17 protein-coding genes and 1 tRNA gene are annotated in these 15,631 nt (G+C 68.5%); 10 read left to right on the top strand and 8 right to left on the bottom strand.

All coding sequences use genetic code 11. The annotated features are described in order from the left end of the window. The first annotated feature begins 4 nt into the window (after positions 1–4). The 3 genes from ET989_RS13570 to ET989_RS13580 all read left to right on the top strand — a co-directional run bounded on the left by ET989_RS13570 (position 5) and on the right by ET989_RS13580 (position 1,774). The gene (locus ET989_RS13570) at positions 5–988 is read left to right on the top strand and encodes a methionine ABC transporter ATP-binding protein (protein ID WP_131169888.1); all 984 of its coding nucleotides are present in this window, start codon (positions 5–7) and stop codon (positions 986–988) included. Beyond that, positions 985–1,656: a methionine ABC transporter permease gene (locus ET989_RS13575; RefSeq protein ID WP_131169890.1), complete on the top strand. Its 672-nt coding sequence runs from the start codon at positions 985–987 to the stop codon at positions 1,654–1,656. The genes ET989_RS13570 and ET989_RS13575 overlap by 4 nt, the downstream gene beginning before the upstream one ends. Before the next feature lie 44 nt (positions 1,657–1,700). Then, a tRNA-Ile gene (locus tag ET989_RS13580) sits at positions 1,701–1,774 on the top strand. Between the two features lie 225 nt (positions 1,775–1,999). Here the strand turns inward: ET989_RS13580 and ET989_RS13585 are convergent. The 4 genes from ET989_RS13585 to ET989_RS13600 all read right to left on the bottom strand — a co-directional run bounded on the left by ET989_RS13585 (position 2,000) and on the right by ET989_RS13600 (position 4,803). Further along, the gene (locus ET989_RS13585; RefSeq protein WP_131169892.1) at positions 2,000–2,731 is read right to left on the bottom strand and encodes a MerR family transcriptional regulator; all 732 of its coding nucleotides are present in this window, start codon (positions 2,729–2,731) and stop codon (positions 2,000–2,002) included. 224 nt (positions 2,732–2,955) lie between these two features. Beyond that, complete coding sequence (locus ET989_RS13590) at positions 2,956–3,687, bottom strand: hypothetical protein (RefSeq protein ID WP_131169894.1); 732 nt, start codon at positions 3,685–3,687, stop codon at positions 2,956–2,958. Positions 3,688–3,872: 185 nt separating this feature from the next. Further along, entirely contained in the window at positions 3,873–4,133 is a 261-nt protein-coding gene (locus tag ET989_RS13595) for a hypothetical protein (protein WP_131169896.1), read from the bottom strand. Positions 4,134–4,263: 130 nt separating this feature from the next. Next, complete coding sequence (locus ET989_RS13600) at positions 4,264–4,803, bottom strand: hypothetical protein (RefSeq protein ID WP_131169898.1); 540 nt, start codon at positions 4,801–4,803, stop codon at positions 4,264–4,266. Between the two features lie 290 nt (positions 4,804–5,093). Between ET989_RS13600 and ET989_RS13605 the strand changes: the two genes are divergently transcribed. The 7 genes from ET989_RS13605 (at position 5,094) to ET989_RS13630 (ending at position 9,682) form a co-directional block, all read left to right on the top strand. Beyond that, positions 5,094–5,492, top strand: a complete 399-nt coding sequence (locus tag ET989_RS13605; protein WP_131169900.1) for a hypothetical protein — start codon at positions 5,094–5,096, stop codon at positions 5,490–5,492. A gap of 57 nt (positions 5,493–5,549) precedes the next feature. Beyond that, positions 5,550–5,708 carry a hypothetical protein gene (locus ET989_RS15045; RefSeq protein ID WP_165490184.1) on the top strand — a complete coding sequence of 53 codons (159 nt, stop codon included), beginning with the start codon at positions 5,550–5,552 and terminating at the stop codon, positions 5,706–5,708. A gap of 312 nt (positions 5,709–6,020) precedes the next feature. Next, positions 6,021–6,788, top strand: a complete 768-nt coding sequence (locus ET989_RS13610; RefSeq protein ID WP_131169902.1) for an IclR family transcriptional regulator — start codon at positions 6,021–6,023, stop codon at positions 6,786–6,788. Positions 6,789–6,858: 70 nt separating this feature from the next. After that, positions 6,859–7,902 (top strand): thiamine pyrophosphate-dependent dehydrogenase E1 component subunit alpha, encoded by a 1,044-nt coding sequence (locus ET989_RS13615; RefSeq protein WP_206662374.1) that lies wholly within the window; start codon positions 6,859–6,861, stop codon positions 7,900–7,902. Position 7,903: 1 nt separating this feature from the next. Then, positions 7,904–8,923 (top strand): alpha-ketoacid dehydrogenase subunit beta, encoded by a 1,020-nt coding sequence (locus ET989_RS13620; RefSeq protein ID WP_131169904.1) that lies wholly within the window; start codon positions 7,904–7,906, stop codon positions 8,921–8,923. Next, the gene (locus ET989_RS13625) at positions 8,920–9,153 is read left to right on the top strand and encodes a biotin/lipoyl-containing protein (protein ID WP_131169906.1); all 234 of its coding nucleotides are present in this window, start codon (positions 8,920–8,922) and stop codon (positions 9,151–9,153) included. The genes ET989_RS13620 and ET989_RS13625 overlap by 4 nt, the downstream gene beginning before the upstream one ends. A 175-nt stretch (positions 9,154–9,328) precedes the next feature. After that, positions 9,329–9,682, top strand: a complete 354-nt coding sequence (locus ET989_RS13630) for a metallopeptidase family protein (RefSeq protein WP_241656362.1) — start codon at positions 9,329–9,331, stop codon at positions 9,680–9,682. Here the strand turns inward: ET989_RS13630 and ET989_RS13635 are convergent. Genes ET989_RS13635 through ET989_RS13650 form a run of 4 tightly spaced genes read right to left on the bottom strand, consistent with a single transcriptional unit; the run spans position 9,679 to position 15,484 of the window. After that, complete coding sequence (locus ET989_RS13635) at positions 9,679–10,827, bottom strand: cytochrome P450 (RefSeq protein ID WP_131169907.1); 1,149 nt, start codon at positions 10,825–10,827, stop codon at positions 9,679–9,681. The genes ET989_RS13630 and ET989_RS13635 overlap by 4 nt on opposite strands. A 15-nt stretch (positions 10,828–10,842) precedes the next feature. Beyond that, positions 10,843–12,867, bottom strand: coding sequence for a glycosyl hydrolase (locus ET989_RS13640; protein WP_131169908.1), 2,025 nt, complete (start codon positions 12,865–12,867; stop codon positions 10,843–10,845). Further along, positions 12,864–13,601, bottom strand: a complete 738-nt coding sequence (locus ET989_RS13645; RefSeq protein ID WP_131169909.1) for an HlyD family secretion protein — start codon at positions 13,599–13,601, stop codon at positions 12,864–12,866. Before ET989_RS13645 ends, ET989_RS13640 begins: the two co-directional genes overlap by 4 nt. Then, positions 13,598–15,484, bottom strand: a complete 1,887-nt coding sequence (locus tag ET989_RS13650) for a glycosyltransferase family 2 protein (RefSeq protein ID WP_131169911.1) — start codon at positions 15,482–15,484, stop codon at positions 13,598–13,600. The genes ET989_RS13645 and ET989_RS13650 overlap by 4 nt, the downstream gene beginning before the upstream one ends. Positions 15,485–15,631 lie beyond the last annotated feature (147 nt).

Below are 15,631 nucleotides of genomic sequence, written 5' to 3' on the forward strand. Positions count from 1 at the left end.
ACTCGTGATCGAGGTCACCTCACTGACGAAGGTCTACGGCACCGGTGACGGCGCCGTGACCGCGGTCGACGACGTCTCGCTGAGCGTCCCGTCCGGCCAGGTCTTCGGGATCCTGGGCCGGTCGGGCGCCGGCAAGACAACCCTGATGCGCTGCCTGACGGCGCTCGAGCGCCCCACGTCGGGGAGCGTGACCATCGGCGAGGTGAACCTCACCGAGCTGTCGGCGTCCGGGCTGCGCAAGGCCCGCCACCGGATGGGCATGATCTTCCAGCACTTCAACCTGCTGGGCAGCCGAACGGCCGCCGACAACATCGCCTTCCCCCTCGAGGTGCAGGGCGTGCCCGCCGCCGAGCGACGCGCCCGCGTGGCCGAGCTGATCGAGCTCGTGGGCCTGCAGGGGCGCGAGCACGCGTTCCCGTCGCAGCTGTCGGGCGGCCAGAAGCAGCGCGTCGGGATCGCCCGTGCGTTGGCCGCCCACCCCGACGTGCTGTTCTGCGACGAGGCCACCTCGGCGCTCGACCCGGCCACCACGGAGCAAATCCTCGACCTGCTCAAGGAGATCAACCGGCGCACGGGCGTGACGATCGTGCTCATCACGCACGAGTCCGAGGTCGTGCGCCGGATCTGTGACGCGGCCGCGCTCATGGCGTCCGGCCGGGTCGTCGAGCAGGGGCCGCTGCTGGAGTTGCTGGCCGACCCCGACTCCCGCCTGGCGGACATCCTGCTCCCCGTCGGCGACGTGTCACTCGACCCCGAGCACACGTCCGTCGTGCTCGGCTTCGCGCACGGAGGCACCACCGAGCCGGTCATCTCGGGGCTGACCCGCCGCTTCGGGCTCGACGTGTCGATCCTGGGCGGTGCGGTCGAGACCGTGGCCGGGCACAAGGTCGGACGCCTCCGCGTCGCCCTGACGCACCCCGACGGGGGCTACGACCGGGACGCCGTGGCGGCCTACCTCGCCGAGCATGAAGTGAGCGTGCACCTGTGAACCAGAAGACGTGGATCGAAGCCCTCCCCGAACTGCTCGAGGCGCTGGGGGAGACCGCCTGGATGGTCGGCTGGGCGTTCCTGATCGTGGTGCTGGTCGGCACCGCCGTGGGCGTCCTGCTGCGCCTGTGGGCGTCCGACGGGCTGACGCCCTCGCGGGGGCTGTACGCCGTGGTGGGCGCCGTGGTGAACATCGCCCGCTCGCTGCCATTCCTGATTCTGATGATCGCGCTGATCGGCTTCACCCGGTGGCTGGTCGGCACCGCCTACGGGCCCACGCCCGCCATCGTGCCGCTGGCGGTCGGCGCCATCCCCTTCTATGCGCGGGTGGTCGAAGCCGCCCTGCGTGAAGTCGCGCCCGGCAAGATCGAGGCGGCCCAGGTGATGGGCGCCACCACGTGGGACATCGTCCGCAAGGTGCTGCTGCCCGAGGCCCTGCCCGGGCTCGTCGCCGGGGCCACCCTGACGTTGGTGACCCTGATCGGGTACTCGACGATGGCCGGCGTGATCGGCGGCGGAGGCGTCGGTGACTTCGCCATCCGCTACGGCTACCAGCGGTTCAACGAGCCCGTGCTGCTGATGTCGGTGGTCGTGCTGATCATCATCGTGCAGCTGGTGCAGTCGATCGGTGACTGGCTCGTGTCGCGTATGGCCCACCGGCGGGGCTGACACCGCGCCGGGCTGCTCCTGCCGGTAGGGTTGCCCCGCGGTTGGGGGCGTTAGCTCAGCCGGTCAGAGCAGGGGACTCATAATCCCTGGGTCGCGGGTTCGAGCCCCGCACGCCCCACCGGTTGTCGGCGTGCTGTTCATGGTTGCGGGTGGCACGTGGCTGTTGGACCGGGAGCGGCAGGGGACCGAAGAAGTTCCAAGCCGATGGTCGTGACAGCGCGGATCTGCCCATGTGCGACCGTTCGCGGTCGAGCCGATGGTCGTGACTTCGCGGATCTGCTCAGTAACGGAAGCTCTCACACGCCGAGATTCGAGCGTCCTGGGAGGATGGCTCAGGGAGGCTTTATCCCTGGTAGAGCCAGACCCAGTTGCCGTCGAGATCAGTGACTGCGCTGGCGCGGGGCATCCCTTCGGCGTCAGTGATCGGTACTGTTTCGGTCGCCCCGGCTGCGAGAGCTTGGTGGTGAATGGTGTCGAGGTCGGGTACGAGCAGGCCGAGGGTGCTGCGTCCGGGGCAGTCGAAGTCGGTGTCGTCGACCAGGAGTAGCAGGAAGAAGCCTGGCTGGCCGTAGTCGCCGAACAGGTAGCCGTCGTAGTCCGCGTCTTCCGTGTGGCGGATCACCTGTGCTGCTAGGCCGAAGGCGTCCTCGTAGAAGCGCCGTGCTCTGTCCTTGTCGGCGACGCGGATCTTCAGCTGGACCGGAACAACGGTGGTGGCGACAGTGGGCATAGGTACTCCTTCGGAGGCGTAGGCGCTGCACTGGGCGATCTGCTGATCGAGATGCTTGCGGGTGCGAACAAGGCGGTCGGCATGTGACTCGAGCAACGCCCGCACCCGGTCTGAGGAGGGTGCCGCGACGATGTCGCGAACGTCGGGGAGGGGCACGTCGAGCCAGCGCAGATCGGCGATGAGCCTTGCCGTCGTGAACAAGCTGGTGGAATAGCGGCGGTAGCCGGTGTCGGGGTCGACTTCGGTGGGCTTGAGCAGGCCCAATGCGTCGTAGTGGCGCAGCGCATGCACGCTGAGCCCTGCGCGCTTGGCGAACGGCCCGACGTTGAGGAGATCGTCACTCATAACTCAAGAGTCGGGCTTCGGGTTACCTGAGAGTCAACCCCTGTCCCGGGTGGTCTATAGGGTCACTGGCGGGTCCTCCTCCGACCTGACTCCGGCAGCTGACGCACGCTATTGCCGCACACCGCACGGACGACATCCTCCGGTTCGCCCTCGTCGTCATGCCGTGACGCGCGAGCGAGCGCCCCCGTCACCAGAAGCGCAGGAAGAAGTGATACTCCCCTGAGCTATCCGTCTCCCGATGTGCTCTCTACATCCAGGGGTCGGGGGCCGCGAAGCACCCTGAGAGCCACTTTGCCAACTACCTGAGTCAGCGCGTAGTTTGAGATTCCGGCGACACCGACGCCGATGCCAAACGGGATGACTTTAGCCGCTGCCTTCTGGGTGAACGTGATGGCAACTTTACGGAACAAAGTTTTGATGAACTGGAGAGTGGGTCCACGCAGATACTGGTAGACCAGTTTGGCGGCCACCTTCTCTGCGAAAGGCTTCGCAGTCCGGCTAACCCCCTGTTCAGCTGCACTTGCCACAGCGATGACGATTGCCAGATCTTCAGCATCCTGAGGATTCAAGGTTTCATCGAAAAGCTCCACGAGGCACAGTGCCATATCTGCCTGCAGCTTGATGGAAGCGCCAACGTCGAGAGCGCCTCCTCCCAGCGCTGCTGCTGTGCCCCACCCAGGGATGATGCCGGGAGCCGCAGTACCGACGCCGATCAAGCCGGTGTAGGCCGCGTAGCGAGAGATGATGGCTCGCGCAATCTTCAGCCGGTCCTCATCGGTCAGCGGATCACGCCAAGGGTTTCCATTGGAACCCTTTCGCTTGCGATACCTGTGCTCTTGGGAGCTGACAAAGGTATTCGCCTGTTCAGGGGTGATCATGAACTTCCTGACAAACGCCTCGACCTGGTTACCGGTCTCGGCTACTTTGTCAGAGTCCTTCGGATCATTGAACGTCACGGTTCAGTGTCTCCCTCTTCACTTGGCACTCTTGACAATTCGTCACCCAGCAGCACCCTCGAGTCTCAACGAAGGATACGTTCACACATGCCGCACTTGCGAATCGTAGCCCTTCCCTGGCCCGCGGACCCTGAACGACGTCCGGCCTTGCCGCACCCTGACGAGATGCCCGCTCAGCGGCCCACTCAACCGCGGACGCGTGGATCCATGAGGATCGCGTAGACGTACGAAGGTCCCTGGAGATCTTGGAGCGCGCCCGGGCCAGAGACGGGCATTCTCTCGAACGCCTTCTTGAAGTCGGCACGCGGCACGGCGCGCTTCGTCGTGTTCATGCTGATGCCGCCGTTCGCAGCGCGGTAGCTGAACTGCTTCCCTCGGACGGTGGTGAAGGTGGCGTCAGTGAGACTCTTGACGCGTTCCCAGGTGGCTTCGAAGGTGTCGTTCACGCTTGCGAGTTTGATTGGTAACAATGGGGTGCTGTCAAGGGCCGACGGAGCGTCCCAGCATCTGGCTGAGGCAGTGGTCTCCCGTAGTCGGCTTGGCCCGTCAGGGCGCTGGAGCATCCGTCCACGCCCCTTAGGCCTTGAATAGGGCCAGTAGTGAGCGTTGCTGATCGTCGAGGGGTAACAACGAGCTGGTGGGTGTGGGCCAGATCTCGGAGGCCTGCCAGACGTGCCGACGGACGCTGGTGGCCTCCCTGACCGCGACACCACTCGTGCGGAGCTCGGACATTAGGGTCAGCGTGTCAACGAGGTAGACAGCGTTGATGGTCCATGGGCGGTGTGTTCCGCGGGAACTGGCTGCGGGGGTGCGTGGGCCGGCCAGGACGAGGTAGTAGTCGGGCGCAATGGACTTGCCGATGTCGAGCAGCCCCTCGAGCTTGGGGTACCACTTCACGTTGACCGTCTTGGAGACGAGAGGCCCCGAGCGGAATCGTCCATCGATTCCGGGCGCGGTGGCGGAGGCTTCGAGTTCGATGTCGAAGATGTGAGCGGCGATCCATTCGCCAAGGTGGCCGGCGCTCATCGGTCGTTCGGTGACTTCGGCGATGCGTGCGTCGATGAAGTTGCGCTGCCTCAGGAGGGCAGCCACTTCGACGAGTTCGTCACTTCCCACTCGCCAAGACTGACATAGCCGATGCAGGAGGCGCGCGTCCCATCAGGCCACGGAGCGGGCTCATCCCTCCACTCCGACGCTGAGCAGCCTGTACGACACATCCGATCATGCCGCTGTGGCGTCGCGGATGCGATCGGTCGACAATGTGGACATGAGCATTGAGGCGTGGTGGCCGAAGCTTCGGCAGGAGTCGCGTGAGTACCCAGCTCGAACTGGAAGAGCTGCGGTGCGGGGTTGCAGGGACCGCCTCCCACACACCTCACCGACACGACAACGAAGGGAACGCCCCAGTGAATGATCTCTCCTCGCCGAGGCTGCAGGTAGTCATCAACGGCGCTACGGCACCCGCACGGGTGCTGACCGTGTTGAAGGACGCGACGGGGCTGGGGTTCAGCGAACTGCGGGCGCTGATCGCGGTGGGCGCTCCCGTGCTCGACGTCGAGATGTTCACCAACGACTGGTACGACAGCGACGCGGTACGCATCCTCGACCTACTTTTGGGCTGGGATGCCCAGGGCGTCGGCTACATCCTCTGCGAGACGTTTCCCGAACCCGACGGCGGAGAGGCAACGGGTGACGCTTCGCGGATCACCGTGGATGAGCTGCGCAACATCATCCGCTCCGGTGAAGAAGAACGTGCCCGTCAGGAAGAGCTCGACAACCTCAAGTACGGCGTGCCCCGTGACTGAGCAGGGAACGCCCCCGAGAACGCCGCGCCGCAATCATCTCGTCGATTACGTGCGGTGATGTACGGAATCGCCGGGCTGCTGCTGCTCGCCGCCTGGTATGCCACCGCACGGCTCCCCTTCACACGACTGGGAAAGCGTCGCGTCTGGTGGATCCTGCTCCTCGCTGTGGGCCCGGCCGTGCTCTTCGCGATTGTCGCCTTGGATGCAATCGCCTGAGAAACCACAGGGATACGACCGCCGTGAGAGAGGCATCGCCCGACCAGGAAGGGATCATCATGCCGGGCAGTGACGGAGCTGGTGGCACAGCGCCACCGGTGCTCCGGGTGGGGAGCCGGGGTGCGCGGGCCCGGGGCCATCACGCTGCCGTACCTGCCGCCCTTGGCCACGGCCGGCGTGGAGGGCATCGTGGCCCAGCGCATCGCCGAAAGCCTCGGGGGTCAGGGGTTCGCCATCGTATCTTTCCGTCATGAGGTCGCCGCAACGAAGCTGTAGTCCGACGGGTTGGCATGACGTAGGCAGGAGGTGTCCATGGCTACCGAACCGACACTGATCAACTCGGTGGTGCGAGCCCTGACCCTGCTGGAACTGGTGGCCGACGAGGGTCGACCGGTCTCGGCCAAGCGGCTGGCTCGCCTCGCCGGCCTGCCCCTGCCGACGACGTACCACTTGCTGCGGACCCTGGTGCACCAGGGTTACCTCGTGCGAACCGACGAGGGCTACGTCGTGGGGGACCTCCCGGGCCACCTCGCGCGGGCCAGCCACGGCTCGACGCACAGTCAGCGGGTGAGGGCGGTCCTGCGGACCCTGCACCAGGACCTCGACGCGGCTACCTACCTCGCGGTGCTGGTGGATGGCGAGGTGGAACTGGTCGACATCGTCGACTCCCCGAGTGTCCCGCGGACCGACCTGTGGGTGGGGCTGCACGATGCTGCGCACGCCACGGCGCTGGGGAAGGCGATCATCGGGTCGCTCCCGGATGACGAGCGCCGCGCGTACCTGCTGCGGCACCCGATGTTCGACCTGACGCGGCACACCAAGACGCGGGTTCGCGCGCTGCTGGCCGAGCTGGACGAGCACAGTGGGGTGGTCGTCGACGACCAGGAGTACGCGATCGGGACCGCCTGCGTCGCGGTGCGCCTGCCGAGCCGACACGTGACGGGTGCGGTGGCCGTCTCGGTGCCGAGCGGGGAGGTGCACCGGGTCCTTGACCAGGTGCGCAGCTTGCGCCGGGCGGCGCACGTGATCGGCGTGGCCTACGGGGTCGATGGTGGGGACGTGTCTCCTATCACCATGTGAAATGTCGGGCTGGAGGTTGGGCCGGGCACGTCGCAGGGTGGGGGCACCGTCCAATGGAGGAGGTAGTGAGATGACCACAGTCACCGACGCTCCAGTACCGGAACCCACCGAGACCGGAGTTGGTCACCAGCTGGCTGACGAGGTGCGCCTGGACCTGTACCGGACCATGGTGCTGGCCCGCACCTATGAACTCGCGATCCTGCGTGAGTACCACGCCGACAAGGGGCCGGGCTTCGACATCGGCAAGGGGTTGATTCCCGGGGAGATGCACCTCGCAGCCGGTCAGGAGCCCGTCGCTGCCGGGGTCTGTGCCCACTTGGTCCCAGGAGATGCCGTCACCGCCACGCATCGCCCCCACCACTTCGCAATCGCGCACGGTGTGGACCTGGACAAGATGACCGCCGAGATCTTCGGTCGGGAGACCGGGCTGGGCCGTGGCCGCGGGGGACACATGCACCTGTTCGATCCGGACGCCCACTTCTCGTGCTCGGGGATCATCGCCGAGGGGTATCCGCCGGCCTTGGGGCAGGCGTTCGCCTTCAAGCGTCGCGGATCCGGCAACATCGCAGTCGCGGTGACCGGAGAGGGAGCTGCGAACCAGGGCGCGTTTCACGAGTCGTTGAACCTGGCTGCGGTGTGGAAGCTTCCGGTCCTGTTCGTGGTGGAGGACAACGAGTGGGGCATCTCCGTACCGCGCACGGCGTCCACAGCCGTGCCATCGAATGCCGACCGCGCTGCCGGCTACGGCATCCCGGGCCACCGGGTCGAGGACAACGATGTCGATGCCGTGTACGAGAAGGCGGGGGAGTTCATCGAACGTGCCCGGCGTGGGGAGGGACCCGCCCTCTTGGAAGTGGCGACCCTGCGCCTGTTCGGGCACTTCGAGGGGGACGCCCAGGGCTATCGGCCGGAACTGGTGGATGTCCCCAAGCTGGACGCCATCCCGCGCTACGAATCACGACTCATCGAGGCCGGCGTGCTGGACGATGCCCTGCGTCAGGAGATTGCCGAGGCGGCCTCCGAGCGCGTCGAGGCGGCGATCACGTTCGCCAAGGACAGCCCACTGCCCAGTGCCGATGAGGCCACGAAGTACGTCTTCACCGAGGAGGCATGAGATGACCACCACCGCGCCGAGCGGCCGCCGGCTCAACACCAGCAAGGCGATGGCAGAGGCGATCGCCCAGGAGATGCGCGCCAATCCCGAGGTCTTCTACATGGGCGAGGACGTGGGCAGTTATGGGGGCATCTTCGGATCCACCGGTGGGCTGCTCGAGGAGTTCGGGCCCGAGCGCATCATCGACACCCCGATCTCCGAAACGGCCTTCATCGGTTTGGGGATCGGTGCCGCGACCGAGGGGATGCGGCCCATCGTGGAGTTGATGTTCGTCGACTTCATGGGGGTGTGCCTGGACCAGATCTACAACCACATGGCGAAGATCCACTTCGAGTCCGGTGGCAACGTCAAGGTCCCGATGGTCCTCACCACGGCCGTCGGCGGTGGGTACTCCGACGGTGCCCAACACAGTCAGTGCCTGTGGGGCACCTTCGCCCACCTTCCCGGCATGAAGATCGTGGTGCCGTCCAACCCCGCCGACGCCAAGGGCCTCATGACCGCTGCGATCCGGGATGACAACCCGGTGGTGTACATGTTCCACAAGGGAGTGATGGGGCTGCCCTGGATGGCCAAGAATGCACGCTCGATCGGCGTGGTGCCCGAGGGGGAACACGTCGTCCCGATCGGCAAGGCCGCCATCGTGAAGCAGGGCAGCGACGTCACGGTGGTGACCTTGTCCCTCTCGGTCCACCACGCCCTGGACGTGGCCGAGCAGTTGGAGGGCGAAGGCATCTCGGTGGAGGTGCTGGACCTGCGATCCCTGGTTCCCCTGGATCGCGAGGCGATCCTGGAGTCCGTGGGTCGGACGGGTCGCCTGGTCGTCGTCGACGAGGACTACCAGAGCTTCGGGCTGAGCGGCGAGGTCATCGCGACGGTCGCGGAACGAGGCCTGGCCCTCAAGGCAGCCCCCTCGAGGGTGGCGATGCCCGACGCACCCATCCCGTACGCGCAAGTGCTCGAGTACGCGGTGTTGCCGCGGCATGAGCGCATCGAGGCCGCCATCAGGGAGGTGATGGGATGACGGAGGTCCGGTTCCCCCAGATGAGCGACGAGCGCCCCGATGCCGTCGGCGTGCTCGCCACTTGGTATGCGCTGGAGGGCGACACCGTTGCTGAGGGGCAGTTGATCGGCGAGGTGCAGCTCGACAAGGCCGACGCCGAGGTCACCGCTCCGGCAGCCGGGACGATCAAGCTCCTGGTCGCCGAGGGCGACGAGGTCGCCCAGGGGGCAGTCATCGCCGAGATCACCTGACCTGCCGGCCCCTACCTGCCGGGTGTGCCGGTCGCCGTCCGCGGCCGGCACGACCCGGGGCGTCCGGCGGCGGGGCACCTACGCTCAGACTGCGATCGACCGCCTGCGACTGGGAGGGCACCGGCACCGGGGTGCAGCGCCTCATCCCGAGGCCGGTCGGAACTAGGGTGGGGCCGTGGCGATCGAGATGTCTGCGGACGCGTTCGAGGAACTGGTCAACGACGCGCTCGACAGCGTGCCCGACGAGATCTTCGCGCTGCTGGACAACTGCATCATCGTCATCGAGGACGACGCGCCCGCCGACGACCCCCAACTGCTCGGGCTGTACGAGGGGATCCCGCTGACCGAGCGGGACAGCCACTACGGGGGCGTCCTGCCCGATCAGATCCGCATCTTCCGCAACCCGACGCTCGCGATCTGCGACACGTTCGAGGACGTGGTGGACGAGGTGCACATCACGGTCGTCCACGAGATCGCCCACCACTTCGGTATCGACGACGACCGCCTGCACGACCTCGGCTACGCCTAGGTGAGCACCACCGGCACGCGCGCGTAGCCCCCGACCGGGGCGACCTCGCGCTCGGCCTGCTCGCCCGGCGCCCAGTCGATCCACTCGGTGGCCGCGAGGGCCTCCTGCACCGCGACGCGCAGCTCGAGCGTCGCCAGCGGACGCCCCGGGCACACGTGCGGACCGATGCCGTAGACGAGGTTGTGCTCGGCGTTCGCCGCGGGGTCGAACGCGTCGGGGTCGGAGAACACCGCGGCGTCGCGGTTGGCCGAGGTCCAGTGCAACTTCACGTGGGCGCCCTCGGGGATGTCGACGCCGGCCACGTGCACCGGACAGGTCGTCTTCCGCCGGTTGCTGAGGAACGGGTCGTCGATGCGCAGCACCTCGTCGATCGCGGCGTCCAGCTCGGCGTTGCCCACCCCCGCCCGCAGCCGACGCTGCACGTCGGGGTTGTCGGCCAGGAACGCGAACAGGACGCCGACGCACAACGCGATCGAGCCCAGGTCGCCGCCGGTCCAGTTGCGCAGGATCGACACGATCTCCTCGTCGGTGAACGGCCGGCCCTCGACGGTGTCGCGCATGAGCTGGGTGGTGAGGTCATCGGGGGCGGCGTCCAGGTCGGTGCGCCGGGGGTCGGTGATCGAACGGATGATCGCGTCGAAGTCGGACGCCACCACTGCGGTCCGCGACCGGTCGCCCGAGCGGGTCGCGGCGTGGTTGTCGGCCATCCACGCGAGCAGGTGCGGCTCGTGGTCGGCGGGCCAGCCCAGCCACGCGCTCTGCGCGCGGACCGCGAACATCGCGCCGACATCGTGCACGGCCTCCACCGTCCCGCCGCGCGGGAGCGAGGCGAACAGGTCACGCGCGATCCCGCGGAACACCGGCTCGAACGGGGCCAGCGCCTCGTCGGTGAAGTAGCGGTCGAGGGTCGCGCGGGCCGCGCGGTGGGCGTCCCCGTCGAGGCCGTTGGGCACCTGCAGGTGCTGGGAGACCGCGTTGCTGAACCGCTCGGCGTCCGAGGCGGCCTCGACGACGTCGGCGTGGCGCAGCAGCACCCACTCGCCGCGGGCGTTGCGCACGACGCGGTGGTCGGGTCGCAGTTCGTCGGTGTACGCGCGCAGGTCGCGGCCGGACGGGTCCAGTTCGTCGGGGATGTGGTCGCTCATGCGTCTATCCTGCCGTCAGGAGGCCGCCGACATGAGGAAGGCGAGCAAATACGTGCGGGTGCTGCCGTCGTCGATCGCCTCGTCCGAGACCTCCCGCGCGGTGGCCAGGGCCTCGGCCCGGTCCTCCTCGCCGGCCAGCGCCGCGTACATGAGGAGGTAGTCGCCGTACTGCTGGTCGAACCCGCGCGTGGCGGTCGCCTCGGCCACGTTGGCGCGGATGCGCTCGGGGTCGCCCGCGAGGTGGTCCGACGACGGGCTGGCCGGGATGATGAGGATCGCCAGCGCGGCCGCCGGCTCGGCGGAGAACCACGTCGCGTAGTCCCGCTTGCCCCCGAAGTTCAGCGGCAGGATCGTGTGCGCCAGACCCTCGTACACCGGGTCGGCCCGGTCGAAGTCCGTCCAGTAGGCGCGGGCGGCCTGCGCCTCGAGCGCGTGCATCCAGCGGGCGTGGTCGGCCAGGGGGGCGTTGCCGCGCGCCCGGGCCCACAGGGTGAGGCCGGCCCAAGCGTTGACCGCCTCCGAACTCGACTCCTGGTTGTTGCCGTCGGCGAACGGGCTGGTGCCCGACGCCCACGAGTGCGACGCGTAGACGTCGAACGTCCGGCGCTCCGGGTAGAGGTCGGACGCCGGCGACGCGGCGATGTCGGCGGCCAGCAGGTCCATCACGGGCGCCCACCGCTCGGCGAGCTCCGGGTCCTCGGCGGCCAGCACGCCGCCGGCGTAGAGGAAGTACCCGTAATGGAAGTGGTGGTCGTTGAACTCGTCCGAACCGAACGAGGGCGTCCGGCCCACGATGCCGCGGTTGGTGGTGTCGTAGGTGAAGCAGAACGCGTCCCCCGTGGCGCAGCCGTCAGGGTCCATCCACCGGTCGAGCGTGCTGACGAGCCGCTCGCGCAGCACCTGCTCCTGCTCGGTGGCGCCCAGTTGGCGGGCGATGTGCCACAGCTGTGCGTCGCGGTAGAGCGCCTTGCCGCCGAAGTAGGTGTCGGCGGGGTGGGGCTGGGCGGACGCCACGTCGGCGGCCAGCTGGGTGGCCAGCTCCTCGCGCTCCGCGTCCGCCAGACCCGACAGGTCGAGCCCGGCGCGCGCCGCGTACAGGGGCGCGGTCCACGCAAGCTCGGTGCCCTCGCACAGGGCCAGCGTGCCGAAGATGCTCGGGTAGGTGCCCAGCTCGCAGCCGGACGCCCCGCCCGCGGTGTGGTGCGGCAGGGCGGCGATCGCGGTGGGGCGCGCGCCTTGCGTGGCGTAGACGAGCCGGATGCGCGCCTGGTCGTCGACCGACCAGTGCGCGGAGGTCCCCTCGAGGGGGACGGCGAGCTCGGCCAGCCGGGTGGCGTCGCCGCCGGCCGGCAGCACGAACCAGGTCGCGCGACCGCCGGCGGGGACGGTCACGTCGTCGCCGGAGACCACCAGGCCCTCGCCGACCAGGGCGTACTCGTCGTTGCCCAGCTTGGTGCGCCACACGTCGCCCTCGGCGCGCCAGCCGGCGCCGGCGGCGGACAGGGTGGTCTCCTCGCCGGCGGTGAACCACACGTAGGGGGAGCCCTGCGCGATCGTGACCGCGCCTCCGGAGACGGTGTCGGTGACCGTCACCGACGCCTCGTCATACGCGCTGACCTGCCAGCTGGGGCGTTGGGGCAGGACCAGGTCGAGAGCGGGGTCGTTGCTGCCCATGATCGTCTTCCCGGTGGTCACGACGACGGGGACGCCGAAGCCGAACCCGTCCTCGACCAGGGAGAACACGTAGGGCAGTGGGAAGACCGGCTGCGGGGTGTCGCCGAAGGCGAGGCCGGAGAACCAGCGGTTCGTCGGGGGCAGAAGGCCCTCGGCGAGCCGGGTGGGCTTCAGGTCGAGCCCGTCGCGCTGCGGCAGCGTCCGGGTGGCCTCGGCGACGGCGTCCGGCGCGAGGACGGGGGAGCCGGAGGCCCCGCCCGGACGGGGTGCCGACGGAGAGATCGGCGCCTGATCGGGCCCGGCCGTGCAGCCGGCCAGCGCGAGTGCGGCGACGGTGAGCGCGGCGGCGAGTCGCGGGGCCCTCATCGCAGACCCACCTTCACCAGGAACTGCAGCAGGGCGTCGGTCGGGCCGGCCAGGATGCCGTCATCGCGCAGCGACATCACGGCCTGGACGGGGGAGCCGGACCGGGTGAGGGCCTCGTGTCGGGGGTCGGTCAGCCCCTCGGACTCGACACGCACCTGGGTGATCGCGCGGCCGTCCTGGGTGGTGACGGTGACGTCGGCGACCGATCCCTGCACCTGCGCGTTGTTGGCGAGGTTGATCGTCACGGGCGCGCCCCGCTCGACACGGCCGTAGTCGACGGCCTCCAGGTCGAAGCGGGCCAGCACCGACTTGGGGTCGGTCGCGGAGATGGTGGCCAGGGACACGCCGGGCGTGAGGTAGGAGCCGAGGACGCCGCTGACCTGGGTGACCTGCCCGTCGATGACGGCGAGGTAGGTGATCGCACCGGTGGTGGTGTCCACCTGGTAGGCGGCGGTGGACTGCGGCTCGACGCCCTGCTGGCGCTCGCGGTTCACGTCCGGGCTGATGACGGTGAAGAGGGGGTCGCCGACCGCGACGGTGTCGCCGGCGCGCACGAACTGCTCGGTGAGGACGCCGCCGTAGCCCGAGCCGACCTGGGCGGTGGGTGCGTTGACGGTGGCCTCGAAGCTGGCGACGCGGGCCTGGCGGTGGTTGAACAGCAGGGTCAGGCCGGCGACGAGCACCAGCACGGCGAGGATGCCGCCCAGCAGGCGGAAGCGGTTGGACCAGGTCATCGGGAAACCTCCGATAGGGGATTGGGGGTGTCGCCGGGGGCGATCGCCCGGCGGTGGATCGGCTGGGGACGCGGGCCGGTCTCGTCCGGCTCCGGAGAGCCGTCCTGTTGGGCTGCGCGCCCGGCGAGGAGGGAGGCGACGTCGTCGCGGGCGCGCTCGATGGCGCTGCGGTCCAGCATCTCGACCTGCTCCCCGATCGGCTCCGGGGGCAGGGGCAGCGGGTCGGGGGAAGGCGGCATGGTGGCGCGGCGTCCGCGCAACCCGGCCTGCTCGCCGAAGGCGACCGCCATGAAGGCGGACAGCGCGATCAGGTTGATGCCGTTCCAGAAGGTGGCGATGTTGAGGTATCCCAGCGTCATGTCGCGGTAGATCGACACGGCGGTGGTGCCGAGCAGGAACACCCACACCAGCACCTGCGGGATCATGAAGTTGAACGGGGACGACGAGCGCCCGGTGGCGCCGGTGACGCTCCACTTGGTGTCGGCGCCGACGAAGGCGTTGCGCAGGGCCCGCAGGTAGATTGGGAACGAGCACTGGGCCAGCATCATCACCTCCCAGCGGAAGGTGCCCATCGTCAGGGCGGCCAGCAGCACCTGCAGGAGGTAGAAGCCGGCGTAGAAGCCGAACCACTCCAGCGGCCCGACGGTCAGGTTCACCGGGCGGAGGTCGAAGAAGATCTCCAGCGCGGGCACGAACAGCAGCAGGCCCGGCGCGATGCCGGTCAGGTAGTGGCTCGCGGTGACGAAGTACATCAGCCGCTGGTCGAGCGTGAGGCGCCGGCGCGGGCTGAGCGGGACGTGGGTGAACAGGATCTCGAAGCCACCGGTGGCCCACCGCTGCTGCTGCTTGGTGTAGGCCTCGATGGTCTCGGGAGCATCGCCGACGGCGAGGGTGGCGGGGATGTAGACGCTGCGCCAGCCGCGCTCGTGCAGGGTCAGCGACGTCCACACGTCCTCGGACTTGGAGTCGACGTAGAGGCCGCCGATGTCGAGCACGGCGCTGCGCCGGTAGAGCACGTTCGTGCCGACGCTGAAGGCCGCATTGAAGCTGTTCCGGCCCGGCTGGATGAACCGGTAGAACATGGTCTGCATGTAGCCGGCGCCGCGGGAGATGATGTTGTGCATGTTCCCGTACGTTTGCGGGGTCTGCACCAACGCGACATTGGGGTCGGCCATGAACGGCAGGGTCTCCTCGAGGAACTCCGGGCGGGGCACGAAGTCGGCGTCCAGGATGACGAAGTAGGGGGCCTTGGCGACCGTGAGCGCGTTGTTGACGTTGCCCGCCTTGGCCCCGTGGTTGGTGAGCCGGCGGACGTAGTGGCAGCCCAGCTCGGCGGCGAGGTCGCGGACGGCGTCGGAGCGGCCGTCGTCCAGGATCCACGTGCCGTGGGCGCCTCGGATCGCGAGCGCCGCGGTGGCGGTGCGCCGGATCACGTCGAGCGGCTCGCCGTAGACGGTGATGAGGACGTCGACGTCGGCCGGCTCGTCGGCCAGGTGCAGGGGCCACTCGGTGGCGTCGTCGGTGTCGGCGAGTTCGGCGTTGGCGTCCGCGTCGTAGAGGCGGTCTTTCGCGGCGTGGAAGGCGAAGCTGCGGGGGTCGGACGCCGACAGCATCGTCCACATCGCCATCAGGGCGTGGAAGACGAGGATCGCCTCGGCGGCGACGACGAGCAGCCACGGCAACAGGTCGCCGCGGTTCCCGGGATTCAGCAGGAACCAGCCGTAGGCGAGGATGCCGATCAGCGCGAGCAGCGAGACGACCACCATGACGGGCGAGTAGGCCGCACGGGTCGCCCAGCGGCGGGTGTTCGGCCGGTGGTCGTCGACCGGGGCCAGGTCGTTGTGGTCGGAAAGGTGGGTGGGTACAGCAGGACGGAATCTCATGGTGGAAGCTCTCGAGTCAGGTGGTTCGGGAGCCTCGTTGCTACCGCGCGGTCGGGGGTGTGCGGGCGAGTTGGTGCTTCGGACTAATACCACTGTAACCCCGAAAGGCCGTGACGCGAAATTCGTCGCGTCAACCTTTTCCTGCGC

Origin of the sequence: Propioniciclava sinopodophylli, assembly GCF_004324755.1 — a bacterium.
Taxonomy (GTDB): domain Bacteria; phylum Actinomycetota; class Actinomycetes; order Propionibacteriales; family Propionibacteriaceae; genus Propioniciclava; species Propioniciclava sinopodophylli.

Excerpts from the sequence above, each read along its gene's own strand:
- ET989_RS13585 (WP_131169892.1), bottom strand. The coding sequence starts at position 2,731 with ATGAGTGACGATCTCCTCAACGTCGGGCCGTTCGCCAAGCGCGCAGGG.
- ET989_RS15045 (WP_165490184.1), top strand. The coding sequence starts at position 5,550 with ATGTACGGAATCGCCGGGCTGCTGCTGCTCGCCGCCTGGTATGCCACC.
- ET989_RS13610 (WP_131169902.1), top strand. The coding sequence starts at position 6,021 with ATGGCTACCGAACCGACACTGATCAACTCGGTGGTGCGAGCCCTGACC.
- ET989_RS13615 (WP_206662374.1), top strand. The coding sequence starts at position 6,859 with ATGACCACAGTCACCGACGCTCCAGTACCGGAACCCACCGAGACCGGA.
- ET989_RS13620 (WP_131169904.1), top strand. The coding sequence starts at position 7,904 with ATGACCACCACCGCGCCGAGCGGCCGCCGGCTCAACACCAGCAAGGCG.
- ET989_RS13625 (WP_131169906.1), top strand. The coding sequence starts at position 8,920 with ATGACGGAGGTCCGGTTCCCCCAGATGAGCGACGAGCGCCCCGATGCC.
- ET989_RS13635 (WP_131169907.1), bottom strand. The coding sequence starts at position 10,827 with ATGAGCGACCACATCCCCGACGAACTGGACCCGTCCGGCCGCGACCTG.
- ET989_RS13640 (WP_131169908.1), bottom strand. The coding sequence starts at position 12,867 with ATGAGGGCCCCGCGACTCGCCGCCGCGCTCACCGTCGCCGCACTCGCG.
- ET989_RS13645 (WP_131169909.1), bottom strand. The coding sequence starts at position 13,601 with ATGACCTGGTCCAACCGCTTCCGCCTGCTGGGCGGCATCCTCGCCGTG.
- ET989_RS13650 (WP_131169911.1), bottom strand. The coding sequence starts at position 15,484 with ATGAGATTCCGTCCTGCTGTACCCACCCACCTTTCCGACCACAACGAC.